23 protein-coding genes and 2 pseudogenes are annotated in these 26,668 nt (G+C 72.0%); 9 read left to right on the top strand and 16 right to left on the bottom strand.

Annotated features, from left to right (window positions below; translation table 11 throughout):
• Positions 1–16: 16 nt before the first annotated feature.
• Positions 17–460, top strand: coding sequence for a molybdenum cofactor biosynthesis protein MoaE (locus tag DK389_RS11660; protein ID WP_109889746.1), 444 nt, complete (start codon positions 17–19; stop codon positions 458–460).
• A gap of 4 nt (positions 461–464) precedes the next feature.
• Here the strand turns inward: DK389_RS11660 and DK389_RS11655 are convergent, their stop codons facing one another.
• The 7 genes from DK389_RS11655 to DK389_RS11625 all read right to left on the bottom strand — a co-directional run bounded on the left by DK389_RS11655 (position 465) and on the right by DK389_RS11625 (position 7,220).
• A complete protein-coding gene (locus tag DK389_RS11655; RefSeq protein ID WP_109889744.1) occupies positions 465–1,583 on the bottom strand; it encodes a DUF2125 domain-containing protein in 1,119 nt (372 codons plus the stop codon).
• A 158-nt stretch (positions 1,584–1,741) separates the two neighbouring features.
• Positions 1,742–2,188 carry a hypothetical protein gene (locus DK389_RS11650; protein WP_194075194.1) on the bottom strand — a complete coding sequence of 149 codons (447 nt, stop codon included), beginning with the start codon at positions 2,186–2,188 and terminating at the stop codon, positions 1,742–1,744.
• A 145-nt stretch (positions 2,189–2,333) separates the two neighbouring features.
• A complete protein-coding gene (locus DK389_RS11645) occupies positions 2,334–3,122 on the bottom strand; it encodes a lysophospholipid acyltransferase family protein (RefSeq protein ID WP_109889742.1) in 789 nt (262 codons plus the stop codon).
• A gap of 70 nt (positions 3,123–3,192) precedes the next feature.
• Positions 3,193–4,932 (bottom strand): gamma-glutamyltransferase, encoded by a 1,740-nt coding sequence (gene ggt, locus DK389_RS11640; RefSeq protein ID WP_109889740.1) that lies wholly within the window; start codon positions 4,930–4,932, stop codon positions 3,193–3,195.
• Positions 4,933–4,974: 42 nt separating this feature from the next.
• The gene (locus DK389_RS11635; RefSeq protein ID WP_109889738.1) at positions 4,975–5,847 is read right to left on the bottom strand and encodes a transporter; all 873 of its coding nucleotides are present in this window, start codon (positions 5,845–5,847) and stop codon (positions 4,975–4,977) included.
• A 128-nt stretch (positions 5,848–5,975) separates the two neighbouring features.
• Positions 5,976–6,458 (bottom strand): hypothetical protein, encoded by a 483-nt coding sequence (locus DK389_RS11630; RefSeq protein WP_109889736.1) that lies wholly within the window; start codon positions 6,456–6,458, stop codon positions 5,976–5,978.
• Positions 6,459–6,491: 33 nt separating this feature from the next.
• Entirely contained in the window at positions 6,492–7,220 is a 729-nt protein-coding gene (locus DK389_RS11625) for a response regulator (RefSeq protein WP_109889734.1), read from the bottom strand.
• 519 nt (positions 7,221–7,739) lie between these two features.
• Here DK389_RS11625 and DK389_RS11620 point away from each other — a divergent pair.
• The 3 genes and pseudogenes from DK389_RS11620 (at position 7,740) to DK389_RS11610 (ending at position 10,775) form a co-directional block, all read left to right on the top strand.
• Positions 7,740–9,485: an ATP-binding response regulator gene (locus tag DK389_RS11620; RefSeq protein WP_109889732.1), complete on the top strand. Its 1,746-nt coding sequence runs from the start codon at positions 7,740–7,742 to the stop codon at positions 9,483–9,485.
• A 21-nt stretch (positions 9,486–9,506) separates the two neighbouring features.
• Positions 9,507–10,190: pseudogene (locus DK389_RS34170) on the top strand (SIR2 family NAD-dependent protein deacylase); the annotation flags it as partial.
• 363 nt (positions 10,191–10,553) lie between these two features.
• Positions 10,554–10,775, top strand: coding sequence for a hypothetical protein (locus tag DK389_RS11610; protein WP_109889730.1), 222 nt, complete (start codon positions 10,554–10,556; stop codon positions 10,773–10,775).
• A gap of 97 nt (positions 10,776–10,872) precedes the next feature.
• Here DK389_RS11610 and DK389_RS34970 read toward each other — a convergent pair whose 3' ends face one another.
• The 6 genes from DK389_RS34970 to ispG form a co-directional block, all read right to left on the bottom strand.
• Entirely contained in the window at positions 10,873–10,998 is a 126-nt protein-coding gene (locus tag DK389_RS34970; protein ID WP_257791941.1) for a hypothetical protein, read from the bottom strand.
• 293 nt (positions 10,999–11,291) lie between these two features.
• Complete coding sequence (locus tag DK389_RS11605; protein ID WP_109889728.1) at positions 11,292–11,684, bottom strand: hypothetical protein; 393 nt, start codon at positions 11,682–11,684, stop codon at positions 11,292–11,294.
• 145 nt (positions 11,685–11,829) lie between these two features.
• Positions 11,830–14,172: a xanthine dehydrogenase family protein molybdopterin-binding subunit gene (locus DK389_RS11600; RefSeq protein WP_109889727.1), complete on the bottom strand. Its 2,343-nt coding sequence runs from the start codon at positions 14,170–14,172 to the stop codon at positions 11,830–11,832.
• The gene (locus DK389_RS11595; protein WP_109889725.1) at positions 14,169–14,654 is read right to left on the bottom strand and encodes a (2Fe-2S)-binding protein; all 486 of its coding nucleotides are present in this window, start codon (positions 14,652–14,654) and stop codon (positions 14,169–14,171) included. Before DK389_RS11595 ends, DK389_RS11600 begins: the two co-directional genes overlap by 4 nt.
• 266 nt (positions 14,655–14,920) lie before the next feature.
• A complete protein-coding gene (locus DK389_RS11590) occupies positions 14,921–16,927 on the bottom strand; it encodes a potassium transporter Kup (protein WP_109889724.1) in 2,007 nt (668 codons plus the stop codon).
• 281 nt (positions 16,928–17,208) lie between these two features.
• Positions 17,209–18,519 carry a flavodoxin-dependent (E)-4-hydroxy-3-methylbut-2-enyl-diphosphate synthase gene (gene ispG, locus DK389_RS11585; protein WP_109889722.1) on the bottom strand — a complete coding sequence of 437 codons (1,311 nt, stop codon included), beginning with the start codon at positions 18,517–18,519 and terminating at the stop codon, positions 17,209–17,211.
• Positions 18,520–18,977: 458 nt separating this feature from the next.
• On the opposite strand from ispG, the pseudogene DK389_RS11580 reads away from it, so the two are divergent.
• The 3 genes and pseudogenes from DK389_RS11580 to DK389_RS11570 all read left to right on the top strand — a co-directional run bounded on the left by DK389_RS11580 (position 18,978) and on the right by DK389_RS11570 (position 21,697).
• Positions 18,978–20,137 (top strand): annotated as a pseudogene (locus DK389_RS11580) (patatin-like phospholipase family protein).
• A gap of 72 nt (positions 20,138–20,209) precedes the next feature.
• Complete coding sequence (locus tag DK389_RS11575; RefSeq protein WP_109889720.1) at positions 20,210–20,839, top strand: sigma-70 family RNA polymerase sigma factor; 630 nt, start codon at positions 20,210–20,212, stop codon at positions 20,837–20,839.
• A gap of 84 nt (positions 20,840–20,923) precedes the next feature.
• Positions 20,924–21,697, top strand: coding sequence for an anti-sigma factor family protein (locus DK389_RS11570; RefSeq protein WP_109889718.1), 774 nt, complete (start codon positions 20,924–20,926; stop codon positions 21,695–21,697).
• 159 nt (positions 21,698–21,856) lie between these two features.
• Here the strand turns inward: DK389_RS11570 and DK389_RS11565 are convergent, their stop codons facing one another.
• Entirely contained in the window at positions 21,857–22,852 is a 996-nt protein-coding gene (locus DK389_RS11565) for a bifunctional riboflavin kinase/FAD synthetase (protein ID WP_109889717.1), read from the bottom strand.
• A gap of 264 nt (positions 22,853–23,116) precedes the next feature.
• Here DK389_RS11565 and DK389_RS11560 point away from each other — a divergent pair, with 264 nt between their 5' ends.
• Both DK389_RS11560 and DK389_RS11555 read left to right on the top strand, forming a co-directional pair.
• Positions 23,117–23,500: a response regulator gene (locus DK389_RS11560; RefSeq protein WP_109889715.1), complete on the top strand. Its 384-nt coding sequence runs from the start codon at positions 23,117–23,119 to the stop codon at positions 23,498–23,500.
• A 93-nt stretch (positions 23,501–23,593) separates the two neighbouring features.
• The gene (locus DK389_RS11555) at positions 23,594–24,127 is read left to right on the top strand and encodes a protein phosphatase CheZ (protein ID WP_109889713.1); all 534 of its coding nucleotides are present in this window, start codon (positions 23,594–23,596) and stop codon (positions 24,125–24,127) included.
• Positions 24,128–24,130: 3 nt separating this feature from the next.
• Here DK389_RS11555 and DK389_RS11550 read toward each other — a convergent pair whose 3' ends face one another.
• Both DK389_RS11550 and DK389_RS11545 read right to left on the bottom strand, forming a co-directional pair.
• Positions 24,131–25,054, bottom strand: a complete 924-nt coding sequence (locus tag DK389_RS11550; RefSeq protein WP_109889711.1) for a TIGR01459 family HAD-type hydrolase — start codon at positions 25,052–25,054, stop codon at positions 24,131–24,133.
• A 70-nt stretch (positions 25,055–25,124) separates the two neighbouring features.
• Complete coding sequence (locus DK389_RS11545; protein ID WP_109889709.1) at positions 25,125–26,603, bottom strand: EAL domain-containing protein; 1,479 nt, start codon at positions 26,601–26,603, stop codon at positions 25,125–25,127.
• Between the last annotated feature and the right edge of the window lie 65 nt (positions 26,604–26,668).

The following is a 26,668-nucleotide window of genomic DNA, read 5'->3' as shown; positions in this document are numbered from 1 at the left end:
CCCCTCCCCCGTCAGCATCCAGGCCGAGCCCTTCGACGTGGCCGAGGAGATCGCCCGCCTGTCCGCCGAGACGGCGGGCCGGGCCGGCGCGGTCGTGACCTTCACCGGCCTCTGCCGCGACGAGGGCGGGCGCCTGACCGCCCTGGAGCTGGAGCATTATCCCGGCATGGCGGAGGCCGAGATCGCCCGCGTCGTCGAGGAGGCCCGGGACCGCTGGCCGCTCTCGGGCGTGCGCGTCGTCCACCGCCACGGGCGCGTGGCGCCCGGCGACGGAATCGTGCTCGTGCTGACCGCCTCGGCCCACCGCACCGCCGCCTTCGAGGCCGCGAGCTTCCTGATGGACTACCTCAAGACCTGCGCCCCGTTCTGGAAGCGGGAGCACCTCGCCGACGGCAGCGTCGGCGGCTGGGTCGAGGCGACGGCGGCAGACGATGCGGCCGCCGGGCGCTGGGAGGGCTGAGCCCTCAGTAGAGGACCGGCAGTCGCAGGTTCGGGATCGGGAACGGCCCGAGCATCAGGCGCCCGTCCGCGAGCCGCAAGGGGGGCAGTGGCTTGAGCGCAGGGTCTCCCGCCCGCCGCTCGCCCTCGGCCGGGGCGTCCGGCTCCCGGTCCTGGCGCCGGATCCCGCCGAGGAACTGCCCGACGAGGTTGCCGATCAGGGCGCCCTTCTCCGCGCCCATGCGCTGGCCCATGATCTGGCCGACGATCGATTCGAGGCCAGCGGCCCGCAGGTCGAGCTGGCCGGCCGGGCGGTGCGCCTCGTCGATGTCGAGGGTGCCGCGGGCCTGGAGGCGGCGGTCGCCCTTGGCGAAGGACAGCATCGTCAGGTCGAGGCTGCCATCGGCCTGCCGCCACGCTTCGAGCTCCTGCGGGACGGGGCCCGTGCGCAGCACCGTGGCGCGGTTCACGGTCGCGTCGAGGGCAAGGTCGGCCGGCGCCGCGCTGCCGACGAAGGCGTCGATGACCGGCAGCAGCACCTGCGCCGCGCGCAGGCTCACATCGACGGCGCCGTCCTTTTCGAAGCGGCCGGGCGTCGGGCGGGCGTGGAGTTCGAGGTGCTTCGTGGCGAAGTCGATCGGCTCCGGCCCGGCGCCGCGCACGCTGCCCTTCGGCTCGTCGACGACGAGGGAGGCCCGGACGAAGCCGCCCGACGCGCCGTGGAAGCTGCCCTCCAGGGCCTTCCAGGTCACATCGGCGCTGAGGTCGCCCTGGTCGACGTGGAAGGGCCCTTGCGCCATCAGGAGCCCGTGGCGCGGCTGGTAGATCTGAACGAGGGCCGTGACCGGCCCGAGGGTGAAGCCGCCGTCGGAGCGGGCAAGCTTGAGCGAGGCACAGCGCAGCTCGATGCGGAAGGGATAGCCGCCGAGGGAGCGGTCGGCGCAGGTCCAGGCGCGGCCGGCCGCGGCCTCGCGGGCGATCCAGGAATCCATCTCGCGCGCGGCGCGGTCGCGGATGAAGAACCAGCCGGCGGACCAGAGAACGACGAGGGCGAGAAGCAGGCCGAAGGGCAGGAAGAGGCCGATCCGCGAGCGGGGCTTGGCGGTCAGGGCCTGCTCGGCCCGCGCTTCCGGATCACCCACCATGTCGTCTCCGCTCCCTGAACAGGCCCGCGGGCTCAGGTCGTCCCGGCGGCGGGCGCGCCAAGGGCCTGATCGACCTCCCGGCGGCCTCAGGCAGCGTCATGGTCGGTCCAAGGGGGCGAAAGCATGGCGGGCCCGCCGCCTCGCGGAGGCGACCGGCCTCAGGCGCGGGCGGGCGCGCCCACGTCGCTCCTCAGGTCGTCGACGATGGCGCTGCGCTCGTCCGCGCTGCCGGCCAAGCGGTGCACGTGCATCTCGTTGGCACCGCTCGTGCGCACGCGAGCAAGCCAGTTGCGGTGCAGGCGCTCGCGCGGGCTCCCACCGGCGGCCGCCACCGCCACCAGCTCGGCGATGCCCGCCTCGTCGCGGCGCACCGCGATCACGACGGCCTCGCCCATCTCGTCGAGATCGGGCTCGCTCAGGTCGTGGACGCCGACGACGTAGCGCTTGCCCGAGCGGCCGCGCCACGCGCTCAGCGCCAGCGCCGGGGTGCCGCGCAGGCTCGCCGTCGTTCTCAGACGCTCTTCGCGCACGTCCTGTCTCCGTGAACGGTCGTCCTTGAGGTCGCGGAGCGCGGCCGACCAGGACAAAGCTCTCTTGTTCGCCATTTGTTCTACACTATCCCGCTCGATTCGCACGCGTCAAGAACGCCGCTACCGTACCCGGAAAGTGGGGATCACGGGGTTATCCACAAGCCGGACGAGGTCCCCCGAGGCGTCATATCGCACCTCGGACACGGGCTTTCGGTCCTGTTCAGGCGCTGCTCCGGCTCCGCTCGGGCTTCGGCGGCGTCTCGGCCATCGGCACGCTCAGCCCGGCCGCCGCGAGATCGGCGCGGCCGCTCGCGATCAGCGCGTTCGAGGCGGTCTCGATGCGCGCTTCGACGACCTCCAGGAAGGCGGCGCGTGCGAGCCCGTGCGGGATCGGCGGCAGGAATTCGATCACGGCAGTGCCGGGGCGACGCTTCAGGCTGCGGCGGGGCCAGTAGAGCCCGGTGTTGAGGGCGACGGGCAGGCAGGGCACGCCGAGCGCCACGTAGAGGTGGGTCAGGCCGAGCTTGTAGGCGGGCGGAGCGTTGGGCGGGCGGCGGGTCCCCTCGGGGAAGATGATGAGCTGGCGCCCCTCCCGGATCGCGCCGATTGCCGCCTCGTTCATCAGCGCCATGGCGCGGGTGCCCTTGCTGCGGTCGATCGCCACCATGCCGCTGCGCGACAGGTACCAGCCGATCAGCGGGATCCAGAGCAGCTCCCGCTTCAGGATGTAGGCGAAGTCGTCGAACATCGTGACGAGGGCCAGCGTCTCCAGCGCCGATTGGTGCTTGGCCGCGATCAGCACCGGCCCCTTCGGGATGTTGGCAAGGCCCCGGAACTCGACCCGCAAGCCCCCCACCACGCGCAGGAGCCACAGCGTCCCCCCCGCCCAGGCCTGCGCCAGCCGGATCACGGCGCGCTGCGAGACGAGGGTCGGCAGGCCGCCGACCGCGAGCAGCGTGGTGAAGAGGTAGAAGCAGATGTTGAAGGCGAGCGAGCGCAGGGCGAGCATGGGCGACCGGGATCTGCGCCGGGAGCGGCGCGGGCTCCCTTTAGCCTGCCCGGCGCGTCACCACCAACCGTCAGTATCCATCCGCCAGGGTGCCGCGCTGGCGCGGGTCCGAGGCGCCCGCGAGCAGTCCGTCGACGCGCATCACGGAATTCGCCGAGCCGGAGCTCGGCCCCACCTTCACCTTGTGGCCGCGGCTCCTCAGGATCGCCAGGGTGTCGGGGGAGAGGCCCTCCTCGGCCAGGAGCACGTCCGGCTGCCACTGGTGGTGGATGCGCGGCGCGGCAACGGCCTCGGCGAGATTCATGCGGAAATCGAGCACGTTCACGATCACCTGCAGCACCGTCGTGATGATGCGGCTGCCGCCGGGGCTGCCGGTGACGAGGAGGAGGCGCCCGTCCCTGAAGACGAAGGTCGGGGTCATCGAGGAGAGCGGGCGCGCGCCCGGCGCCACCGCGTTCGCCGCGCCCCCGACGAGGCCGTAGGCGTTGCGCGCGCCGGTCTTGGCGGAGAAGTCGTCCATCTCGTTGTTGAGGAGGACGCCCGTGCCCTCGGCCACGAGCCCGATCCCGTAGGAGAAGTTGAGGGTGTAGGTGTTCGAGACGGCGTTGCCCTCGGCATCGACCACCGAGAAATGCGTGGTCTCGGTGTGCTCGAAGGGCAGCGGGTCGCCCGCCTTCACGGCCTCGGCGGGTCGCGCCCGCTCGGGGTCGATCGCGGCCCGGAGCGCGTCGGCGTAGGGCTTGGCGATCAGCCCCTTCACCGGCACCCGCGTGCGGGCGGGGTCGCCGAGCCAAGTGGCGCGGTCGGCGTAGGCGGGCTTCATCGCCTCGGCCAGCGTGTGCAGGGCCGCGGCGCTCCCCGCACCCATCCCGGCGAGGTCGAAGCCCTCCAGCACGTTGAGGATCTCGATGAGGTGGACCCCCCCTGAGCTCGGCGGCGGCATCGAGACGATGTCGTAGCCCCGGTAGGTGCCGCGCACCGGCAGCCGGGTCTCGGGCCTGTAGGCGGCGAGGTCGGCCTCCGTCATCACGCCGCCGGCCCCCTGCACGGCGGCGGCGATGCGGGCGGCGACCGGCCCGCGGTAGAAGGCGTCCGGCCCGCCCTCGGCGACGGCGCGGAGCGTGTCGGCGAGGTCGCGCTGGACCAGCGTCTCCCCGCGCTGGAGCGTCCGGTCACCGGAGAAGAAGATCGCCCGGCTCGACGGCCACTGCCCGAGGAGGCCCGAGGCACGGGGCAGCGAATCGGCGAGCCCCGCCTCGACCGGGATGCCCTCGCGGGCGAGCCTTTCTGCCGGCGCGATCAGGTCTACGAGGCTGAGGCGGCCCGAGCCGTAGAGCCGGTGCGCCTCGGCAAGCCCCCGCACCGTGCCCGGCACGCCGACGGCCTTGCCGGTGCGGGTCGAGGCGGCGCGGTCCGGCTCGCCGTCGGGACCGAGGAACATGGTCTCGGTGGCGGCGGCGGGCGCGGTCTCCCGGTAATCGATGGCTACGGTCTCGTTGCGGGCCGCCAGATGCACCATCATGAAGCCGCCGCCGCCGAGATTGCCCGCCCGCGGCAAGGTGACGGCAAGCGCGAAGCCCACCGCCACCGCGGCGTCGACGGCGTTGCCGCCCTGCCGCAGGATCTCGACGCCGACGCGGCTCGCCCGCGCCTCCTGCGACGAGACCATGCCGTGGCTCGCCAGGACGGGCAGCATCCGCTCGTCGTCGGCCTGGATCGGGGCGGTCCCGGGCGCGGGCGGCGCCTGCGCACGGGCGGGCGCCGAGACCGCGAGAAGGAGGGCGAGGGCGAGGGAGCCGGTGCGGGTCATGGCGCTCCAGATAGGGCGCAAGCTTCGCGCCGGCCGCAACGGCTACTCCCCCTGGCGCCGTGTGACGAGGGTGCGGTTCGGCTCGACCTCGCCCTTGTCCTGGTAGAGGGGCACGATCGCGCGGAGCCAGCCTCGGGTCTCCAGGCCCCCGTAATTCCGCTCCACCACGTCGCGGGTGAGGTAGGCCTGCAGGGTCACGGGCCCGAAATTGTAGCCGACGAGGCCGCCCATCGCGAACTGCCCCTGCGGCCGGTAGCCCGCGACGCCGGTCGGCAGGTCGGAGGAGCCGAAGGCCACGGCACCGACCTGCCACCGGCCGAACTTGCGCGCCGCCGTGAGGTCGAGGTTGAGATAGTCCGGATAGAGGGTGCCGGTGGGCGAGCGGGTGTCGAGGAAGATCCCGTAGAGGAGGTTCGCCGTCAGGTTCCAGCCGTTGCCGGTGTAGCTCGCCGCGAAGCGGTGCGAGAGCGAGGCCGATTGCGTCAGGAAGCGGGTATCAGCGGGTAGGTAGCCGCCGAACAGGTAGCTGACGCCGAGGTCGCCGCCGAGATCCCAGGCGAGCTGGGCGGCGAGCAGGGTCTGGCCGAGCCCGCTCTCGTAGGGCGCGCCGCGCGCGCTCGCGGCGACGACGGGCTGCGTCACGAAAAAATGCAGTCGGGCATCGAGGACCTGCCAGGGCGTCGACCACGCGAAGGTCGGCAGGTTGACGTTCGACCTTGAATCCCGCGGCAGGGTCCCGCGCACGCCGAAGCTCGATGTATCGACGAGGTAGAGCCCCACCGGCAGCTGGGCGCCGGTCGGGAGGCCGAGGGTCTGGCCGGGCTGGGCGGCCGATCCCGCCAGCGCCCCTCCCGGGGAGGCGAGGCAGGCCGCGGCGGTGAGCGTGCGGGCGATCGTCAGGGATCGACGGTTCATCAGGTCTCCGGTGCGGGTCTTCGGTGGCGCCACCCTCCCCCTGTCTGACGGCCGAGCTTCGGCTCCCATCGCACGGACCCGTCGCCGCACCGACGCGCCGCGCGGCGGCGGCGGCGGCGCCCTCGGACCTAGCGGGCGTCCCCGCCGCGGCCCGCCACGAGCCAGTAGACGAGGCCTGCCGCGGCGCCCGCGAGGAAGAGGATCGCGCTGAGACGCCCCTCGGCCGCGAGGCGCTCGACACTGCCACCCGGCCGCGGAGCGCCCCGCATCAGCCAGGGCAGGGCCGCGGTGAGCAGGCCGCAGGCGCCGCCGTACCAGGCGAGGCTGCGCAGGCGCAGCGTCTCGCCGATCAGGGCGATCAGGACCGGCGGCAGGACGAGGAGCCCGAACAGCGCCTGCGCGAGGCCCGCCAGCACGATCAGCATCGTCTCGGGGGCGAGGCCGGCGGCGAGATCGGGCAGGAGCGCGTCGAGCCCGGCCAGCGCGCCGTTCGCGAGCCAGCCCTGCGCGGCCGGATCGAGGAGGAGGAGCAGGGTCAGCGCCCCGGCGCCGGCGGGGATCGCGAGGAGGAGGCCGAGGGCCATGAGGACGAGGCGGCCGAGGATGGGCATGGCCCCGTCATAGCGCGATCGGATCGTCCGGCCTCAATCGCCCTCGGGGCGGAAGACGTAGCCGAGGCCGCGCACGGTGCGGATGAAGCGGGGATTGGCCGGGTCCGGCTCGATCTTCTTGCGGATGCGGTTGATGCGGACGTCGATCGCCCGGTCGAAGGCGTCGGGGTCGCGGGCGTCGGCGAGGTCGAGAAGCCGCTCGCGGGAGAGCGCCCGCTTCGGGTGGTCCGCGAAGGCCTTCAGGAGATCGTATTCCGAGCGGGTCAGGGGCTGGGCGAGGCCCTCGTCGTCGCTGAGGCGCAGGGAATCGGGCTCCAGCCACTTCGTGCCGAAGCGGATCCGGCGCAGGGCGGGCGCGGATTCCGCGGGCGCCTCCGGCCGGGGCGCGCCCTGCGCCCGCCGCAGGACGGAGCGGACCCGCGCCACGAGCTCGCGCAATTCGCAGGGTTTCGGAAGGTAATCGTCGGCGCCGAGTTCGAGGCCGACCACCCGGTCGATCGGGCTCGCCGTGGCGGTGAGCATGATGATCGGGATCGCGCTCCGGGCCTTGAGGTCGCGCACGATCGAGAGCCCGTCCTCCTCGGGCATGTTGAGGTCGAGGACGACGAGGTCGGGCGTCCGCTCGGCGATGTGTGCGCGCAGCGCGCGGCCCCCATCGCACTGGACGACGTCGAACCCGTGCAGGCGCAGGTAGTCGCCGATCATGGCGCGGGCCTCGGCCTCGTCGTCGACGACGACCACGTGAGCGGCGCTGGCGCTCACGGGCGGCTCCGTCCCGGCTCGGTTCGGGTCTGGCGCATCGGGCTGGGGGGCACGCGGGTGTCGGGATCGGTCGCGGGGGCTCGCAACGGGCGGTCGGGCATCCGCGGATGCCCGGCGTTGCTACACCGCAGGATTGCATCATGCATCATCTGAGCCCCTCTGGCGACGCGCGCCCCGTCCTGTCAACGATCGCTTTTCACCGCCGGCCGGTTCCCCTCGGATCTTCGCGAAACCTATCGAGGGCGGTCCGGCCGGATCATCAAGCCTGAACGCAGGCCGTATGCCAGGGCGCGGTCGCGGCGTTCCACAGTCTTGAGGACTGGGAGGGGGCGGGGCGCACAGGCCGATCAACAGGTTAGGGATGCACGGACGCGATCGCTGTAGTTGGTGCTCTCCCGCACCGAACCCACCGTACGGCCGCCACAATGCGCTTTCATCTCCAGCCGGCTTGAGGACAATGCGGCCCCATCGGCGCCGGAGTCATGAAACCCGCGGTTGCGGCCCGATCGGAACGGTACGATGGACGACGATATCCTCCACCTGATCCCGGACGAGGTGCCGTCCCTGCCAGAGCGGGCCGGGACTTGGGCCGTCGCGGTCGTCGACGACGACCCGGCGGTGCACGAGGGCACTCGCTACGCGCTCGCCGGCTACATGCTCGACGGGCGGGGGCTCGAGATCCTCTCCGCCCATTCCGCCGAGGAGGCGCGCGCTCTCCTGCGGGCGCGCCGCGACATCGCCGTGGTGCTCCTCGACGTGGTGATGGAGACGGACGATGCCGGCCTCGTCCTCGTCGACTTCATCCGCCGCGAATTGCGGGACGAGACGGCGCGCATCATCCTGCGCACGGGCCAGCCGGGGCAGGCGCCGGAGCGGCGCGTCATCGTCGATTACGACATCAACGACTACAAGGCGAAGACGGAACTGACCGCCGACAAGCTCTTCACGAGCCTCACGGCGGCGCTTCGCGCCTACCAGCAATTGAAGCGGCTCGACGAGACCCGGCGGGGCCTCGAGATCATCATCGACGCCGCCCCGATGCTCCTCGACCACAAGTCGATGCAGCTCCTCGCCGAAGGGATGCTCACCCAGGTCGCCTCGCTCCTCAACGTCGATTGCGCGGGCATCCTGGTCCTGCGCGAGAACGGGGGCGCGGACGAGCGCTTCTGCGTGCTCGCGGGCTCCGGCTGCTATCACCATTACATGGGCCGCGAGCCGGCTTGGCCCCTCGACGCGGACGTGCACCCGATCGTGGCGCGCACCTTCTCCGAGCGCCGCCACAGCTTCGGGACCCGCTGCTCGACCCTCTATCTCGAGACCTCCAGCGGCAGCGAGATCGTGGCGCTGATCGACGCCGACCGCTCGCTCTCCGACACCGACCGGGCGCTGATCGACCTGTTCACGAGCCGGCTCTCGATCGCCTTCGACAACGTCATCCTCTACGAGCAATTGCAGCAGGCGAATGTCGGCCTCGAGCAGCGCGTGGTCGAGCGCACCGCCGAGCTGATCCGAGCCAACCGGCGCCTCGGCATGCAGCGCTCGGACCTGCGCCGGGCCAACGGCCTCAAGACCGAGATCCTCGGCACCATCGCCCACGATCTCAAGAACCCGCTCGCGGTCATCCTGGGGCGGGCCGAGATGCTCAACGACCTGACCGGGATGAGCCCGCCGCCCGTGGAGCAGATGCGCGCGCAGGCCGACCACATCCGCAGCTCGGCCAAGCGCCTGACCGGCATGATCGAGAGCCTGATGGCGGATGCCATGAACGACGCCCTCGACATCAGCCTGCGGCGGGAGCCCGTGGACCTCGCCGCCCTCGCCCGCGAGGTCTGCGAGGCGAACCGGCCGCTCGCCGACCTGAAGGGGCAGAGCCTGGAGGCGGCGCTCCCGGCCGAAACCTGGCTCTGCGGCGACACGGAGCGGCTGCGCGAGGCGATCGACAACCTCGTCTCGAACGCGATCAAGTACAGCTTCCCCAGCGGCGCGATCCGGATCGCGGTCGGGCGGGAGGCGGGCGAGACGGTCTGCGCCGTCAGCGACCACGGTCCCGGCCTCTCGCCGGAGGATGCGGGACGCCTGTTCGGGCGATTCCAGCGCCTCTCGGCGAAGCCCACCGCGGGCGAGGGCTCGACCGGCCTCGGCCTCTCCATCGTCAAGCGCATCGCGGAGCTGCACGGCGGCCGCGCCACGGCCGAGAGCGAGGGCCCCGGCCGGGGCGCCACCTTCGCGATCCGCTTCCCCGACGCGGCCGTGGAACTGATCTGAGGGGCCGCGTACAATCGGGGCATGGCCTCCCCTCTCTCGCGGATCTTCGTCCTTACCGGCGCCGGCATCTCGGCGGAGAGCGGTCTCGGCACCTTCCGGGACCGGGGCGGGATCTGGGACCGTTTCGACCCGTTGCGGCTCGCGACGCCGGAAGCCTTCGCGGCCGATCCCGACACCGTGCTCGACTTCTACAACTGGCGCCGCCGCAACGCGCTGGCGGCCGAGCCGAACCCCGCCCACCGGGCGCTCGCGCGGGCCGAGGCGCGGCTCGCCGCGGCGGGGGGAGAGCTGTTCCTGTGCACGCAGAACGTCGACGACCTGCACGAGCGGGGCGGCGCGCGCGGTGTGGTGCACATGCACGGCGAGCTCCTGAGGGCCCGCTGCACGGAGTGCGGCCACACCTTCGCCTGCCGCGACGACATCGCGCGCACGGATCCCTGCCCCCACTGCGCGCGCATCGGCCTGCGGCCCGACATCGTCTGGTTCGGCGAGATGCCGATGCATCTGGAGGCGATCGACGCGGCCCTGGCGCGCGCCGATCTCTTCGTCGCCGTCGGCACCTCTGGCTCCGTCTATCCGGCCGCGGGCTACGTCGCGCAGGCGCGCCGGCTCGGCATCCGCACCTGCGAGGTGAACCTGGAGCCCTCCGACAACGCGGCCCTGTTCGACGAGAGGCGCTACGGGCCGGCGGGGAGATCGTGCCCGCCTTCCTCGCCGGCCACGGCCTCGGTTGAGCTGCCCGAAAGGCTCGGCAAGTGGCTCGGCAGGGAGGTCGCAGGTGCTCGGCGAAGGGCTCGGCAAGGGGGCCGCGCCGCGCTACGATCCAGCGCGGGGTTGCCCCCGCTCCGTACGGAGACGTCCCTGCAACTGCAGGACGTAACTCGGCCCAACGACTTATCGGGCCGGCGCGGCCCCGGCCCCGTCGGGAGCCGCGCCCGAATCACCACGACCGCGCGCGTCAAGATATGGACGCCCCCGTTGCCGAAGGGTTACAACAGTCAAGCTTGGTTGAGTCGTCGCGCGGCCTCTCCCAAGCGTTCGTTGCAGCCTTAGGGGAATAAACGGCCCATGCAGAACATAACTGTGACTGCCCGCGAGCGTGATACCGTCCTTGCGGCTCTGCGCTATTACCAATTCTACCGGATGCAGGGGCATCCTTTCGATCCGAGACAGGATCATCTTATCGATGCTATCGCGAGCGAGAATGGTGACGCTCTGGATTTGACCGAAGTCGACGATCTGTGTGCTGGCCTGAACGGCAACAAGCACGCGCTGCGCGCCAGCGCCTGAGCGCGACTCCCGGGGCGGAGCGATCCGCCCCTATCCCGGAAGGCCCTTCGGCCGTCACGGCTCGGAATTCAACTTCCCCTTGTTCTCGGGCTCGACCTCAGAAGGTCGAGGCGATCCGAACCGGCCTTTCCCCCAATCCCGTCTCGGCCAGGCTCGGCACGACGAGCGCGTAGGCCGTCAGGATGGTGCCGGCAGCGAAGAGCTTGATGAGATCGCGCATCATGGTCGTCCCCTCGTGGTGGAGCCCGCGTCACGGCCGGCTCTCGTTGGGGACGGAGTTAACGGCGGCATATTGCAGGCCGATTGCGTCGCGAGCCCCGGGAGATTGCGTTGCAGGCGCAACCGACCCTTCGTCCCGCCCGCGCTGAAACCTTCCGCCCGCCCGTGCCGTAGGAGGGCCCGCTCCCGCAAGGTCGGGAGCCGCGGAAGACCGCCGCTCAGGCGGCCCGGGTCCGGGGGAAACTCCACGGAGCAGCGGGCGGGGCACCCGGCACGGGCGCCCCGCCCCATTCGGGCTCACGGGCTCGCGGCGAGTTCCTGCTTGGCCCGCGCCACGGCCGCCTCGCAGCCCTTGGCATCCCCCTTCGTGTCGGCGGTGCGCGCCTCGTCGAGGGCGACCTTGGCCTGCTGCGCCTTGTCCGCCCCCTTGCCGGCCTCGGCCGACTTGTCGGGGGGCGCCTCGGACACGGAGGGCTGTCCGGCCCGGCCGGGCTCGATCCCCTGACCCTCGCGGGCCGCGGCGACGGACTTGCCGCTCGTCGAGGCCGAGATCGCCTCCCGCGCCTCGTCCTTCACGCGCTTGTCGAGGGCCGCGATCTGATCCCCGCACGGCGAGGCCAGGGCTGCCCCGGGCAGGATCGCCAGGGCGAGGGTGAGACAGGCGGCGAGCGGCCGGACGAGACGCGTCATAGGCGGAGGATCCTCGGTTTCGGGTGGCGCCGTTTCGGGCGAGACGCCCCGGGATGGGAATCGCGGGAGGAACGCGTCACGGCGGTCCCGCGATCCCGGGGCGGACCTCCCCTCCCCCCCAATAGGAGGAGAGGAAGCCACGCCGTCAGGCGCTCAGCTTGTCGCGGATCGGCAGCTCGCGGATGCGCCGGCCCGTGGCCGCGAAGACGGCGTTGGCGATGGCGGGCGCCACGGGGGGCACGCCCGGCTCGCCGACGCCGCCGAGCGGGGCCCGGTAATCCGGGTTGGGCAGCAGATGGACGTGGACCTCCGGGGCGGCGTCGATCCGGACAATCTCGTAACCGTCGAAGTTGTTCTGCTGCGCCCTTCCCTGCTTGAAGGTGATCTCGGAGGTGAGCGCGAGGCCCATCCCCATCACCACCGCGCCCTCCATCTGCGAGCGCACCCGCTCCGGGTTCACCTGCGGCCCGCAATCGACCGCGATGTGGACGCGCTTGACCGCGACCTGTCCCTTGTCGCTCACCGCCACCTCGGCCGCGACCGCCGTGTAGGTGACGAAGCTGTAATGGCCAGCGATGCCGAGGCCGCGGCCCTTCTCCATCTTGCGGCCCCAGCCGATGCCGCCCGCCGCCGCCTCGATGACGCGGCGCAGGCGCCCCGTCTCGATCGGGTAGCGCTTCGGATCCTCGCCGTAGTTCCAGACATCACCGATCTCGGTCGGGTCGATCTTCCGGTCGGGGCCGATCAGATCGAGCAGGTAGTCCTTCGGGTCGCGGCCCGCCTCGTGCGCGAGCTCGGCCACGAAGGACTGGATCGCGAACGCGTGCGGGATGTTCGAGACAGAGCGGAACCAGCCGATGCGCACGTGGGCTGCGGCTTCCGGGTTCTCCAGCCGGATGTTGGGCACGTTGAAGGGCGTGTTGACGAGGCCCATGCCGAGCTCGAAGGGCAGCTCGTGCTTCGGGTCCGGCGCGAAGATTGAGCCGATCGTCGGCGCGGTCGAGCGGTGGAGCCAGGCCACCGGCATGCCCTTCTCGTCGAGGCCGGCCTCCACGTGCTCCACCGAGATCGTGTGGTAGTAGCCGTGATGGATGTCGTCCTCGCGGGTCCAAGTGAGCTTGACCGGCGCGCCGCCGACCGCCTGCGAACAGAGCGCGGCCTCGACCACGTAGTCGGGCTTCGACTTGCGGCCGAAGCCGCCGCCGAGCAGCGTGACGTTCACCTTCACCTTGTCGGCCGGGAGCTTGAGGGCCTTGACGAGGCGGTCATGGGCCGCCTGCGGACCCTGTGTGCAGGCCCAGGCCTCGCAGACCCCGTCCTTCACGAAGGCCACCGCGGCCGGGGGCTCCATCGGCGCCTGGACGAGGTGGGGCACGAAATACTCGGCCGTGAGCCGCTTCTTGGCCTTGGCCAGGGCGCCGTCCACGTCGCCCTGGTTGCGCACCACCTTGCCGGGCGCGCGGGCCGCCTTCTCCAGCTCGCCCCGGAAGGCGTCGGTGTCGTAGCCCGCGTTCGGGCCGTCGTCCCAGGTGATCTTGAGGGCGTCGCGCGCCTTCATGGCCGCCCAGGTGTTCTTGGCCACCACCGCCACGCCGCCAAGCGGCATGAATTCGGAGGGGATCGGCGCGCCCTCGATCTGGAAGATCTTCACGACGCCGGGGACCTTCTTGGCCTCCGAATCGTCGAGGCTCGCGACCTTGCCGCCGTAGACGGGCGGGCGGGCGATGAGCGCGTAGAGCATCCCGTCGAGGCGGGTGTCGAGGCCGTAGATCGCCTTGCCGGTCGTGATGTCCCGGTTGTCGATGAGGCCGATCTCGCCCTTGCCGATGTAGCGGAAGGCCTTCGGATCCTTCAGAGCGACACTCTCGCGGGCCGGGACGGGAAGCGCGGCGGCAGCCGCCGCGGCCTCGCCGTAGCCCATCTGGCGCTTCGACTTGGCGTGGGCGACGACGTGCTTCTCGGCCGTGACCTCGGAGACCGGCACGCCCCATTGCTTGGCGGCGGCCTCGCGCAGCATCAGGCGGGCGGCGGCGCCGACATGGCGGAAATGCTGGAAGAAGTGGCGCAGGCTGCGCGAGCCGTCGGTGTCCTGGTTGCCGAAGCGGGTCTCCTCGCCCCAGGCCTGGACGACCTTGACCTTCGACCACTCGGCCTCGAGCTCGTCGGCCACCACGAGGGCGACCGAGGTGCGCACGCCCTGGCCCATCTCGGAGCGATGGTTCGTCACCGTCACGGTGCCGTCGGGCGCGATGGCGACGAAAACCTTCGGATCGTCCTTCCAGCCGTTCGGCATGCCGTCGGCGCCGAATTTCTTGGGCTCGTCCTTCTTCTCCTCGGCCTCCGCGCGCTCACGCAGCGAGAGGGCGAGCGCGAAGGCGCCGAGGCCGCCCAGCACCGCGCGGCGGCTGACATTGGCGAGGACGGCCGGCACGGCGGCCTTCGGGGTCTCGGCCGCGAGTTCGGCCATCAGCTTGGCGTCGTGGATCACAGGCGCTCTCCCTTGGCTCCGGGGGCGGATTTGGGCTGGCCGGCGGCCTGGTGGATGGCGGCGCGGATGCGCGGATAGGTGCCGCAGCGGCAGAGGTTGCCGCTCATCACCTCGTCGATCTGGGCGTCGGTCGGCTGCGGCGTATCCTTGAGGAGGGAGGCCGCCTGCATGATCTGGCCGGGCTGGCAATAGCCGCACTGGGAGACGTTGAGCTCGCGCCAAGCGGCCTGGACCGGGTGCTCGCCGTCCGGCGAGAGGCCCTCGATCGTCGTCACGGCCTGGCCCTCGGCCGCCGAGACCGGGGTGACGCAGCCGCGCACGGCCGTGCCGCCGAGATGGATCGTGCAGGCGCCGCAGAGGGCCTGACCGCAGCCGAACTTGGTGCCGGTGAGCCCCAGCTCGTCCCGGAGGTACCAGAGCAGGGGCATGTCGGGATCGCCGTCGAAGCTGCGCTCAGCTCCGTTCACGGTGAGTTTGATCATCAGCCATCGTCCTGTCCGTGAGGCACGGGCCCGAGCGGGGCGGCGGGTGCCCCGGGCAGCGCAAAGCGGTGCCAGGGTGCCCGCGTCCGGATCCCCCGCACGGGAGACCAGAATCGCGACCGCCCCCGGTCCGCGCCGTCTTCAGAATGAATTCAATCTAGGGCACGCATCGGCCGCACGGCAACACGGGCAGGCCGTCCGAGAAGGCCCGAACCCTGCGCCGGACGCATGGTCTGTGCCCTTTCGCACAGGCCGCGTGGACCTCCTCAAACCGTGACCTGCGTGCCGACCTCGACGACGCGGCCCGTGGGGATTTGGAAGAAGTCCGTCGCGTCGTTGGCGTTCTTGGCGAGCGTGATGAAGATCCGGTCCTGCCAGAGCGGCATGCCCGAATGCGCCGCCGGCCGGATCGAGCGGCGCGACAGGAAGAACGACGTCGCCATGATGTCGAACTTGAAGCCCTGCTTGCGCAGGAGGGTCAGGGTCTTGGGGATGTTCGGCTGCTCCATGTAGCCGAACTTCATGACGACCTTCGAGAAATGCGGCCCGATCGGCTCGATGCGGACCTTGTCCGCCTCGTTCGAGCGGGGCGTGTCGACCGTCTCGACGGTGAGGACGACGTTCTTCTCGTGCAGCACCTTGTTGTGCTTGAGGTTGTGCAGGAGGGCGGCGGGCGCGATCTCGGGATCGCTCGTGAGGAACACCGCGGTGCCGCGTACGTGGTGGGGCGGGCTCTTCTCCAGCATGCCGACGAGCTCGACCAGCGGCACGTCTGTCTTGCGGGTCTTGTTGAACAGGATGGTGACGCCCCGCACCCAGGTCCACATCAGCACGATGAGGCAGCCAGCCACGAGCAGCGGCACGTAGCCACCCTCGAACACCTTGAGGAGGTTCGAGAGCATGAACAGGAACTCGACCACGATGAAGGGCATGATCGCCGCAGCGGCCGCGATCGGCGACCAGCGCCAGTAGCGCCAGAGCACGATGAAGGAGAGCGAGGCGGTGAGCAGCATCGTCCCGGTCACGGCGATGCCGTAGGCCGAGGCCAGCGCCGAGGAGGAGCGGAACAGCACCGCCAGCACCACGACGCCGATCATCAGGAGCAGGTTGATCTGCGGCAGGTAGATCTGGCCCGAATGCGATTCCGAGGTGTGGCGGATCTCGAGGCGCGGCAGCAGGCCGAGCTGGATCGCCTGGCGCGAGAGCGAGAAGGCGCCGGTGATCACCGCCTGGCTCGCCGTCACCGTCGCCAGCGTCGCCAGCACCACCATCGGGATCAGGCCCCAATCGGGGACGAGCTGGTAGAACGGGTCGGTCGTGTCGGGTTTCGCCAGCACCAGCGCGGTCTGGCCGAGGTAGTTGAGGACGAGGCAGGGCGCGACGAGGCCGAGCCACGCCACCTGGATCGGGCGCCGCCCGAAATGGCCGAGATCGGCGAACAGCGCCTCCGCTCCCGTCACCGCCAGGAAGACGGCGCCGAGCGCCACCAGCGCGCCAGAGCCGTGGCCGAGCAGGTAGTGGACCGCGTACCAGGGGTGGAAGGCCCAGAACACGCCGGGATTGGCGAGGATGTGCGGCAGGGCGGCCAGCGCCAGCGCCAGGAACCACACCACCATGACCGGCCCGAAGAAGGCCGCGACCTTGCTGGTGCCCCGGCTCTGCACGAGGAAGAGCGCGACGATGATGCCGACCGTGATCGGCAGCACCGAGTTCTCGAAGGCGGGGGTGACGAGCTTCAATCCTTCCACCGCCGAGAGCACGGAGATGGCGGGCGTGATGACGGCGTCGCCGTAGAACAGCGAGGCGCCGAGGAGCCCGAGGGTGAAGACGAGGCGCGAGCCGCCGAGCGACTTCCGGGCGAGCGCCATCAGCGAGAGGATGCCGCCCTCGCCGTTGTTGTCCATCCGCAGGAGGATGGCGACGTACTTGATCGTGACGATGAGGAGCAAGGCCCACAGGATCAGCGAGGCGGTGCCGAGCACCTCCTCGGCGAGCAGGATGTTGTCGGCGCGCGCCGGCGCCAGCGCCTCGCGGAAGGCGTAGAGCGGGCTCGTGCCGATGTCGCCGTAGACGACGCCGACGGAGCCGACGACGAGGGTCCAGAAGCTCGCGGGGGCGTGCCCCTCCTCGGGACTGTCCAGCACACCGGCCGAGGTCGCGAGGGCGCCGCCGCCCTCGCCGGGCGCGGGTCCGCCGGCCACGGGGGCCGTGCCGGAAGCGCCCGCGGCTGTGGCTTGAGCGGCGGGGACGCTCGGTGTGGCGGAATGCGTCATGAAGGGCGATCTAGGGTGAGGGCTGCCCGAAGGCTCGCGACGCGGCGCATCGAGGACGCCATGGGGACGCGATGCCTTCCGGCCACGCGCGCCCGGCGCTCGCCGGGCCGCTCAAAGGGATCGTGCCGGCACGCTTAGCACGCGGCCGGAGCGGCGGAAACAGCGACCTTTCGGCAAGGCGGCTTGGCAAGGTGGCTTGGCGAGGCGGCTCGGCAAAGTGGCGCGGCGAGGCGGCCACGCGGCCGGACGGACGGCCCGGCCCCTGGATCAGCGGGCGATCCTCACTCCGCCGCGCTGCGGGCGCCCTGGCCGAAGCGGCGCTCGATGTAGTCGATGACGATGGTCTCGAAGTCCTTGGCGAGGGTGGCGCCGCGCAGCGTCATCGCCTTCTTGCCGTCGATGAAGACCGGCGCGCTCGGGGTCTCGCCGGTGCCGGGCAGGGAGATGCCGATGTCGGCGTGCTTCGACTCGCCGGGCCCGTTCACGATGCAGCCCATCACGGCGACGTTCAGCCCCTCGACCCCCGGATAGGTCTTCTTCCATTCCGGCATCGAGGTGGTGATCCAGGTCTGGATGTCGCGGGCGAGCTCCTGGAAGGTCGTCGAGGTGGTGCGCCCGCAGCCGGGGCAGGCCGCCACCAGCGGCACGAAGGTGCGGAAGCCCATCGTCTGCAGGAGTTCCTGGCTCGTCTTCACCTCCAGCGTCCGGTCGCCGCCGGGCTCGGGGGTGAGCGAGTAGCGGATCGTGTCGCCGATGCCTTCCTGCAGGAGGACGCCGATGGCGGCCGAGGCCGCGACGATCCCCTTCGAGCCCATGCCGGCCTCGGTCAGGCCGAGATGGATCGCGTAGTCCGAGCGGCGGGCGACCTCGCGGTAGACCGCGATCAGGTCCTGCACCGCCGAGACCTTGGCCGAGAGGATGATGCGGTCCTTCGGGAGGCCGAGATCCTCGGCACGCTGGGCCGAGGAGAGGGCCGACTGCACCATCGCCTCGCGCATGACCGCGCGGGCATCGATGGGCCGCGGGGACTTCGCGTTCTCGTCCATCAGGTGCGTCAGGAGTTCGCCGTCGAGCGAGCCCCAGTTCGCGCCGATGCGCACGGTCTTCCCGTACCGGATCGCCTGCTCGATGATCGTCGAGAACTGGGTGTCCTTCTTCTCCTTGAAGCCGACATTGCCCGGGTTGATCCGGTACTTGGCGAGCGCCTCGGCGCAGGCCGGATGGTCGGAGAGGAGCTTGTGGCCGATGTAGTGGAAGTCGCCGACGAGCGGCACGTGCACGCCGATGCGGTCGAGGCGCTCGCGGATCTTCGGCACGGCGGCGGCGGCCTCGTCGCGGTCGACGGTGATGCGGACGAGTTCCGAGCCGACCCGGGCGAGCTGGGCGACCTGCGCCACGGTGGCGTCGATGTCCGCCGTGTCGGTGTTCGTCATCGACTGGACGACGACGGGGGCGCCCCCGCCGACGGTCACCGCGCCCTCGCCCTCGCCGACGCGCACGCCGACCGTGCGGTGCCGGGGGGCCGGCCCTGCGATCTCGGGGCCGGTTCCGCCGAGGGTCCCGGGAGCGGCTGCGGCTGTGGTGAGTTCCATCGATGGACCTTGTCTGCAGGATCTCGTCTGCGACCCTTCGGGGCCCGCGGAGCCCAGCCGGCAGGGCTCCCGCCCCGCCCGCGCCCGGGCTTCGCTGCCCCTGGCGGCTCGGGCCCGCTCGTTCGGAGCCGGCGCGCCGCCAGGATCAACTCAAGAGATGCGCAGGATACGCGCGCGTTGGTTTAGCTGAGATTGCCGGCCCGCAGCGTCAAGCCGCGACCGTGCATGGCAGCATCGCGCGTGTCATGTCGCATCCGGGCGCGAATGTCGAGGCGAAGCGACATTCCCCGCGATTCCAATGCCCTGCGACCGGGAGGCACCGGGCGCGCCCTCCCGCCGGCCGGGCGAAGGTCCGGCGCCGGCGCTCCGATTCGCGGAACGGAGACTCCGGCCGGCCGTTTGGCCTGGCCGTTGCTGTTGCAGCGCAACATCCCATGTTGAGAGGCATGACGGAACCGATGAACCGCTCCGAGACGCCCGCTCCGCCCGCGACGAGCCCGCACGGGCCCGAGCCGCACAACCCGGCCACCGCCGTGCCCGAGCCCCCGCGCTCCGAGGACGGGATCGGGATCCGGTCCGAGGCCAGGCCGCCGATGCACGTCCTGGCCGGCGCGCGCGCGGAGAAGATTGTCGCCCTCGCCCTCCAGGGCGGCGGCGCGCACGGCGCCTTCACCTGGGGCGTGCTCGACGCCCTGATCGCGGATGGGCGCCTCGGCTTCGAGGCGGTCACGGGCGCGAGCGCGGGCGCCATGAACGGCGTCGTGATGATCGACGGCTGGATCTCCGGGGGCCCCGAGGGCGCGCGCGAGGCTCTGGAGCGGTTCTGGCGCGAGGTCAGCCTCGACGGCGACCTCGCGCCCGCCCAGCGCAGCGTCTTCAGCGGGATGCTCGGCCTGTGGCAGGGCAACCCGGTCGCCGAGTTCTGGACGAAGGCGCTGATGCCGAGCCCCTACGTCGCCAACCCCTCAACGTGAACCCGCTGCGCAAGGCGCTGGCCAAGCAGGTCGATTTCGAGCGGCTGCGGGCGGCCGACACGGCGGGCGTCTACGTCTCGGCCACCAACGTCTGGACCGGCAAGCTCGCCGTGTTCGAGCGCGAGCGGCTCACCGTCGACCACCTGATGGCCTCGGCCTGCCTGCCCACCGTGTTCCAGGCGGTCGAGATCGACGGCGTGCCGTACTGGGACGGCGGCTATCTCGGCAACCCACCCCTCTACCCCCTGCACCGGGGCGCGCGGACCCGGGACATCCTCCTCGTCCAGATCAACCCGGTCGAGCGGCGGGTGACGCCGCGCACCGAGGCCGAGATCCAGGACCGGCTCAACGAGATCACCTTCAACGCCAATCTGATGCGGGAATTGCGCGCCATCGACTTCGTCGACAACCTGATCGAGGAGGGCGTCCTCGGACAGGGCGCCTACGAGCGGGTGCGGGTCCACCGGATCGACGGCACCGACGCGCTCGAGGATTACCGGGCCTCCTCGCGCCTCGACGCCCGCTGGCGGGTGTTCCAGCGCCTGCGCGACAAGGGCCGCGCGGCGGCCGAGGCGTGGCTCACGGAGCATTTCGAGCGGGTCGGCCGCGAATGCACCCTCGATCTGCACGCTGCCTACCAGTAATATCAAGCACAGCCCCGTTCGCCTTCGGGGCGGACGGGGATTAAAGGTGCCGCCGCACCCGTTTGCATCGATATGACCTCCGATAAGTTGAAGCGCCCCGACATCGTCGATCTGCTGGTGCCGCTGCGGCGGTACGCGCGCGCGCTCACCCGCGACACCCTGCGGGCGGACGACCTCGTGCACGACACCCTCGTGCGCGCCCTCGAATCGCAGGCGACCCTGCGGCCGAGCACGAACCTGCGCACCTGGATGATGACGGTGCTGCACAACGTCTTCATCGACGACCAGCGCCGCAAGCGGGTCGAGGCCCGCCACGCCGACGTGCTGGTGCAGATGAGCGACGAGGTCGCCCTGCCCGCGCAGGAGGGTCAGGTCCGCCTCGCCCAGATCCGCGAAGCCTTCCAGACCCTGCCCGAGGAGCAGCGGGCGGCCCTGCATCTCGTCACGATCGAGGGCATGGCCTACGCGGATGCTGCGGCGGTGCTCGGTATCCCGATCGGAACGCTGATGTCGCGGCTCGGCCGCGGACGGGCGGCGCTCCGGGCCTTCGAGGAGGGCCGGCCCGCCCGCGGCAAGCCGCCCGAGCGGGAGGGGGGAGGCTCGGAGCGACCGCATCTGCGCCTCGTGTCGCCGAGCGGTCAGCCGGAGATCCGGGGCATCCCGCCCCACAGCCACGAGAGCCGGGCCGTCGGGGAAGCCTGAGGCCCGCCCAGACCGGCCGCCGCAAGCCGGCCGGCTTCGCGATCGTTGAAGATGCGCCCGGACAGGGCATGAGGACGTGCCGTCATGGTCGACCCGATTACCGATTCCGATCTCATCGCCTTCGTGGACGGCGAGCTCGACGTCATGCGGCGCCTCGAGGTCGAGGCGCATCTCGCGCGCCACCCCGAGGTGGCCGCCCGCATCATGGCGGAGATGCACGACAGCGACGCCCTGCGCGCCGCCTTCGCCCGGCTGCCCGGGCCGGGTCCGGAGCGCAACCTCGCCGCGGCCCGCCGCCTCGACCGCTCGCTGCGCTGGCGCTCCGTCGGCGCCCGCCTGCGCCGCGCCGCCGCCATCGCGATCCTGGTGGGCGCCGGCTGGCTCGCCCACGCGGAGGTCGGCCTGTTCGGCGTGCCGGACACCTTCGCCTCGCCCATCGACCCCGCCTTCGTGGAGGACGCGGCGCAGGCCCGCCAGACCGCGCAGCTGCGCGCCCGCATGGCCTCGCAGCGGCCGACCCCGGCCTACGACCGGGCCGACATCGAGGCCGCCACCGGCATCCGCCTGCCGGACCTGCCCGCGGGCTGGACCGTGCGGGACGTGCAGGTCTTCCCCGCCCATCGCGGCGCGGGCGTCGAGGTCGCCATCGACGCGGGCAATCTCGGCGATGTCTCCCTGTTCGCGACGCATCGCAAGTCGGGCGCCCGCGAGAAGGAGGTCGTCCGCTCCGGCGACGGCACCACCGCCTACTGGACGGTGGGCGGCTCTACCTACGCCCTGAGCGGCTTCAAGGACGCGACCGACCTGCGCCAGGCGGCGGCCGGCCTCGCGGCCGAGATGGGCCGGGAGAAGCTCTGAGGCTGAGGCGCTGGCGAAAGCCGCGCCGCGCTTCCTCTCCCGTTCGGGAGGTCTGAGTCCGGGGGACGCGGACCGGGTCAGGGACCTCACGCGCCCGGATGACGCGGCGCCTTGCGCACGCTCCCGAACGCGCGGCCGTGAACGGCGGGCCCGCCGACCCTAGCGCCCGCCCTCCAGCATCGACGGGGTCCGGTCCTCCGCGAGGTGGGCGCGGGCCTCGGCCGCGTCGACGTCCATGCGGGCGATCAGGGCTTCGGCGCTCGCGAAGCGCTCCTCGCCGCGGATGAAGGCGACGAACTCCACGTCGAGCACCTGCCCGTAGAGATCGCCCGCGAAATCGAACAGGTTGACCTCGAGGAGCGGCGCCCCATCGTCGAAGGTGGGGCGCCGTCCGTAGCTCGCCACGCCCGTGACGATGCGCCCGCCCGGCAGCCGCGCCCGCACCGCGTAGATGCCGTGGGCGAGGTCGCAATCACTGAGCGCGATATTGGCGGTCGGGTAGCCGAGGGTGCGCCCGCGCTTGTCGCCGTGGCGCACGGCGCCCTGCACGAACCAGCGGTAGCCGAGGAGCGCGTTCGCCCGCTCGACGGCGCCGCCGGCCAGTGCCGCCCGGATCGCGCTCGACGAGACCGGATCCGCCTCCGCCGGCAGCGCGAAGGGCGGGATGACGCGGCAGAGGATGCCTTCCTCGCGGCAGAGTTCGGCGAGGAGGGCCGGATTGCCCTCGCGCCCGCGGCCGAAATGGAAATCGTGGCCGATCACGACGCCCGAGAGACCGAGATCGTCCCTCAGGAGGCGCCTCACGAAGTCGCGCGCGCCGGTGCCGGCGAGCTCCGCGTCGAAGCGGCGCACGACGAGCCCGTCGAGGCCGAGATGCCGGAACACGACCTCCTTCGCGCCGGGTCCGGTCAGCCGGAACAGGGGGAGGTGCGGCGCGAAATAGGCGCGCGGGTGCGGCTCGAAGGTGAGGATCACGGCGGGCCGTCCGCCTTCCGCGGCACTCTCGCGCACCGCCTGCACGAGGACGCGGTGCCCACGATGCACGCCGTCGAAATTGCCGATCGCCGCGACGGCGCCGCGCAGGTGCGGGGGCAGCGGCTCGTCCTCGCGGCAGACCGTGAAGGACCGCGCGGGCTTCTCGTCGGCGGACGACATCGGGCTCATCGGGCGTTGCGGGATGGGTTCGGCCGGGCTGCGGGGCATCTGGCCGGGCGGACCCTGTCGAAAAGCGCCCGGAGGGTCAAGCGAGGCACCCGGCCCCGGGCGGCGGCGCGCGTACGGAGGCGCGCGCAGTTAACCGGTTCGCAATCGGGCCTGCGGTAATTTCGCGGTCACGAGGCGCCGCGTTGCCGGGCGCTTCCCTCGATGCGCAGGGGACGCCGCCGCACCGTCCCCCGGGAATACGGAGCATACACCCCCATGGCCCTCGACCTCAGCATGCCGATCCTGGTCGTCGACGATTACCAGACGATGGTCCGCATCATCCGCAACCTCTTGAAGCAGCTCGGCTTCGAGGAGGTGGACGACGCCTCCGACGGCACCGCGGCGCTCGCCCGCCTGAAGAGCCGCAAGTACGGCCTCGTCATCTCCGACTGGAACATGGAGCCGATGACGGGCTACGAGCTCCTGCGCCACGTGCGGGCCGACGAGTCCCTGCGCACCACGCCCTTCATCATGGTCACCGCCGAGTCGAAGACCGAGAACGTGATCGCGGCCAAGAAGGCCGGCGTGAACAACTACATCGTGAAGCCGTTCAACGCGGCCACGCTCAAGAGCAAGATCGAGGCGGTCTGCGGGGCCTGAGGCGCCCGAACCCCGCCGAGGGCCGGCCTCCCGGAAAAGGGGCCGGCGCGCGTATGGCGGCGCCCCGGCGCCGCCCTGTGGAGTCAGTGTCCGATGCTGTTCGCACGCAAGCCGCGGGAGACGGCTCCCGAACGGACCCAGCCGGCGGTGATCCACGAGCTCGTGGAGATCGCCGAGTACATCAGCCACCTGCGCCAGGAGATCGCGGCGCTGCGGGCGAACGAGATCACCCGCGACCGCATCCCGATGGCGCACGAGGAGCTCGGCAACGTGCTCGAGGCGACGGCCGGCGCCACCAACCGGATCATGGCCACCGCCGAGGAGATGCTGTCCCTGCCCGACGACGCCGAGTACCGCGCGAATGTCGAGGGGAAGATCTACGAGATCTTCGAGGCCTGCGCTTTCCAGGACATCACCGGCCAGCGCATCTCGAAGGTGGTCGAGGCCCTGCGCCAGCTCGAATTGCGGCTCGCCCGCTTCGCGAACGCCGTGAAGGCGCGGGACGAATCCGCGATCGATCCGACCGAGGCCGAGCGCCGCGGCCGCGCCGAGCGCCTCCTCCTCAACGGGCCCCAGATCGGCGGGCCCGCCACCTCCCAGGACGACATCGACGCCCTGTTCGCCTGAGGTCTACCAGACCAGCCGCTCGATCAGCGCGTCCGGATGCACGCTCTGGCGGGCGAGCCAGGCGGCCGCGTCGCCGAGCCGGTCGTGCTCGCCGAGCACGCCAAGCTCCTCCGCGTGGATGCCGCGGGCGACGAGCAGGCTCGGGATCCCGAACGCGGCCGCCCCCGCGATGTCGGTGCGGAGCGCGTCGCCGATGGCGAGCACGCGGGCCGTCTCCGGCGGGCCCGCGCCGTCGAGGGCGCCCGCCTGCTCCAGCGCCGCCTCGTAGACCGGCCGGTAGGGCTTGCCCGCGTAGACGACCTCGCCCCCGATCTTCGCGTAGGCCGCCGCGATCAGCCCCGCGCAGGGGATGAGCTTCTTGTCGCGCTCGACCACGAGATCGGGATTGGCGCAGATCATCGGCACCCCGCGCGCCCGGAAGGCGGCGAGGGCCTCCGCGTAATCGTCTTCCGTCTCGCGGGTGTCGTCGAACAGGCCCGTGCAGACGACGAGCCCCGCCGCCTCGGCGCCGACGAGCGTGAGGTCGAGCCCCTCGAAGATCGGCGCGTCCCGCTCCGGCCCGAGATGGTAGACCCGCGCGCCCGGATGACGGGCGATGAGGTCGCGGGTGAGGTCGCCGGAGGTGAGGATCGCGTCGTAGGCCTCCCGCGGCACGCCGTAGCCGTCGAGGATCCGCTGCACGCCCGGCCAGGGCCGCGGCGCGTTCGAGACGAGGATCACCCGGCGCGGCCGGCCCTCGGGCGCGAGGCCGCGGAAGCGGATCAGAGCCTCGCCCGCCGGGCGATGGCCGACCGTGCCGTCGTGCAGCACGCCCCAGACGTCGCACAGGATGAGATCGTAGCGGAGCGCGATGCCGGCGATGCCGGACAGGACCGGGATGGCCGACGGGCTCCGGGCCGGAGCCGCCGCGGCGGATGGGGCTGACATGAACGGTTCCGAATTGGCGCTTCGCGGGCCCGGTTAGGCGGCCTGCCGGCCGATTGCAACGCCCGGGGCCTCAGCTCGCCCGGCGCAGGAAGTCGCGGAAGGGGCGCCGCTGCGGCGGCGGCTCGGGCTCGTCCGCCGGCGGCGGGGGCGGAGCGGGGGGCGCGGCGAGGACGTCCGCCCGCACGGCACGGGGGGCGGCGAAGACGCTGCCCTGCGCGAAGGGCACGTCGAGGTCGATCAGGTCCGGCACGTCGCCCTCGTGCTCGACGGCGCAGGCGACGAGGCGGATGCCGGCGCGGGCGAGCGCCGTCACGAGATCCTCGACCGCGATGTCGGAGAGGTGGCCCTGGCCCGGCGCCTGCCGCAGCAGCAGGTCGGCCGGCACCTTGATCTGGGCGACGCCGCGCTCGGCGAGCGACAGGGCGTCGAAGCGCAGATCGGTCGGCCGGTCGAGGGTGAAGCCGATCCGGCCGCGCAGCGCGGCAAGCGCCGCGACCTGCTCGGCGTCGAGGTTGCGCCAGCTCGCCTGCGGCAGCGCCACCACGATCCGCCCCGCGAGGCCGGATTCCGTCGCGACGAGGCGCACCAGCGAGCGCAGGAAGCCGGGCTCGTAGAGGGAGAGCGGCGACAGGCCGTAGGCCACCGCCGCCTCGCTGCCGCGGCCCGCGAGGTGCCGGGCGATGGTGGCGACCCGCTGCAGCATGCGGCGGTCGAGGTCGGTGGTGCGGCCGTGGCGCTCCAGCACGGGCAGGAACGCCTCCGGCGGCAGCAATTCGCCCTCGACGCGCAGCCGCGCCAGCGCCTCGTAGGAAACGACTCTGCGCTGGGGCAGCACCACCACGGGCTGCAGGTGCACCTCCAGCCCGTCGCGGTCGAACGCCGCCACGAGGGAACTCTCTCGGGCACTCTCTCGGGCATTCTGGTGCGATGTCCCGGCCCCCGCCGGCACCGCGACGACCGGCCCGTGGAAATCCTCGGGCTCCGGCGCCCGCGGCAGCGGCGGAATCGGGCGGGGCGTGAGGGCGGCGGGCCGCACGGGCGGGGCGACCGCGACGATGGCGGCGGGCGCCGGCATCGGCACCGCCGCCACGGCCGGAGCCGGCTGCGGGAGGGGTTGGGGGCTTGGCCGGGGCGCCTGCGCCTCGGCCTTGAGGCGGGCGATCTCGCCGTCCTGCGTGGCGACGACGGAGGCGAGATCGCGCACGATGCCGCTGAGGAGGCCGATCTCGACCGTCACCTCCTCGATGCCGGTGGCGAGCGCCGCCGCGTCGGCGGCTGGCTCGGCGGCCGGGGCGGCCGGGACGGGCGATGCCCCGGATTCGAGCCGGATCAGGCGCTTCGCGAGCACGTCGAACTCGGCCGAGAGCTTGTCGCAGCGCCGCGTCAGCGCGGTTGCCCGCCGGTGGGACAGGAGCGCGGCCAGGGCCGCCACCAGGGTCAGGGCGAGGGAAGCGGCGAGCGGCGAGACGATCGCGAGGGGGCCCAGCACGAGGAGCCCGAGGAGACCCAGGGCCAACAGGCTGCTGCGCCGGCCGAAGATCCGGTCCATCGGACGAAACCCAAACCCTCGCATGCGGGAACGTTCAAGACTGCACCGCACGGACCGCGCCGAAT

It is taken from the genome of Methylobacterium durans (genome assembly GCF_003173715.1).
Lineage (GTDB): Bacteria > Pseudomonadota > Alphaproteobacteria > Rhizobiales > Beijerinckiaceae > Methylobacterium > Methylobacterium durans.
This window is presented reverse-complemented; position numbering and strand designations above follow the sequence as displayed.

Bases quoted from the DNA above. Each gene is read 5' to 3' on its own strand.
- DK389_RS11655 (WP_109889744.1), bottom strand. From the start codon at position 1,583: ATGGTGGGTGATCCGGAAGCGCGGGCCGAGCAGGCCCTGACCGCCAAG.
- DK389_RS11650 (WP_194075194.1), bottom strand. From the start codon at position 2,188: ATGGCGAACAAGAGAGCTTTGTCCTGGTCGGCCGCGCTCCGCGACCTC.
- DK389_RS11645 (WP_109889742.1), bottom strand. From the start codon at position 3,122: ATGCTCGCCCTGCGCTCGCTCGCCTTCAACATCTGCTTCTACCTCTTC.
- ggt (WP_109889740.1), bottom strand. From the start codon at position 4,932: ATGACCCGCACCGGCTCCCTCGCCCTCGCCCTCCTTCTCGCGGTCTCG.
- DK389_RS11635 (WP_109889738.1), bottom strand. From the start codon at position 5,847: ATGAACCGTCGATCCCTGACGATCGCCCGCACGCTCACCGCCGCGGCC.
- DK389_RS11630 (WP_109889736.1), bottom strand. From the start codon at position 6,458: ATGCCCATCCTCGGCCGCCTCGTCCTCATGGCCCTCGGCCTCCTCCTC.
- DK389_RS11620 (WP_109889732.1), top strand. From the start codon at position 7,740: ATGGACGACGATATCCTCCACCTGATCCCGGACGAGGTGCCGTCCCTG.
- DK389_RS11610 (WP_109889730.1), top strand. From the start codon at position 10,554: ATGCAGAACATAACTGTGACTGCCCGCGAGCGTGATACCGTCCTTGCG.
- DK389_RS34970 (WP_257791941.1), bottom strand. From the start codon at position 10,998: ATGATGCGCGATCTCATCAAGCTCTTCGCTGCCGGCACCATCCTGACG.
- DK389_RS11605 (WP_109889728.1), bottom strand. From the start codon at position 11,684: ATGACGCGTCTCGTCCGGCCGCTCGCCGCCTGTCTCACCCTCGCCCTG.
- DK389_RS11595 (WP_109889725.1), bottom strand. From the start codon at position 14,654: ATGATCAAACTCACCGTGAACGGAGCTGAGCGCAGCTTCGACGGCGAT.
- DK389_RS11590 (WP_109889724.1), bottom strand. From the start codon at position 16,927: ATGACGCATTCCGCCACACCGAGCGTCCCCGCCGCTCAAGCCACAGCC.
- ispG (WP_109889722.1), bottom strand. From the start codon at position 18,519: ATGGAACTCACCACAGCCGCAGCCGCTCCCGGGACCCTCGGCGGAACC.
- DK389_RS11575 (WP_109889720.1), top strand. From the start codon at position 20,210: ATGACCTCCGATAAGTTGAAGCGCCCCGACATCGTCGATCTGCTGGTG.
- DK389_RS11570 (WP_109889718.1), top strand. From the start codon at position 20,924: ATGGTCGACCCGATTACCGATTCCGATCTCATCGCCTTCGTGGACGGC.
- DK389_RS11565 (WP_109889717.1), bottom strand. From the start codon at position 22,852: ATGTCGTCCGCCGACGAGAAGCCCGCGCGGTCCTTCACGGTCTGCCGC.
- DK389_RS11560 (WP_109889715.1), top strand. From the start codon at position 23,117: ATGGCCCTCGACCTCAGCATGCCGATCCTGGTCGTCGACGATTACCAG.
- DK389_RS11555 (WP_109889713.1), top strand. From the start codon at position 23,594: ATGCTGTTCGCACGCAAGCCGCGGGAGACGGCTCCCGAACGGACCCAG.
- DK389_RS11550 (WP_109889711.1), bottom strand. From the start codon at position 25,054: ATGTCAGCCCCATCCGCCGCGGCGGCTCCGGCCCGGAGCCCGTCGGCC.
- DK389_RS11545 (WP_109889709.1), bottom strand. From the start codon at position 26,603: ATGGACCGGATCTTCGGCCGGCGCAGCAGCCTGTTGGCCCTGGGTCTC.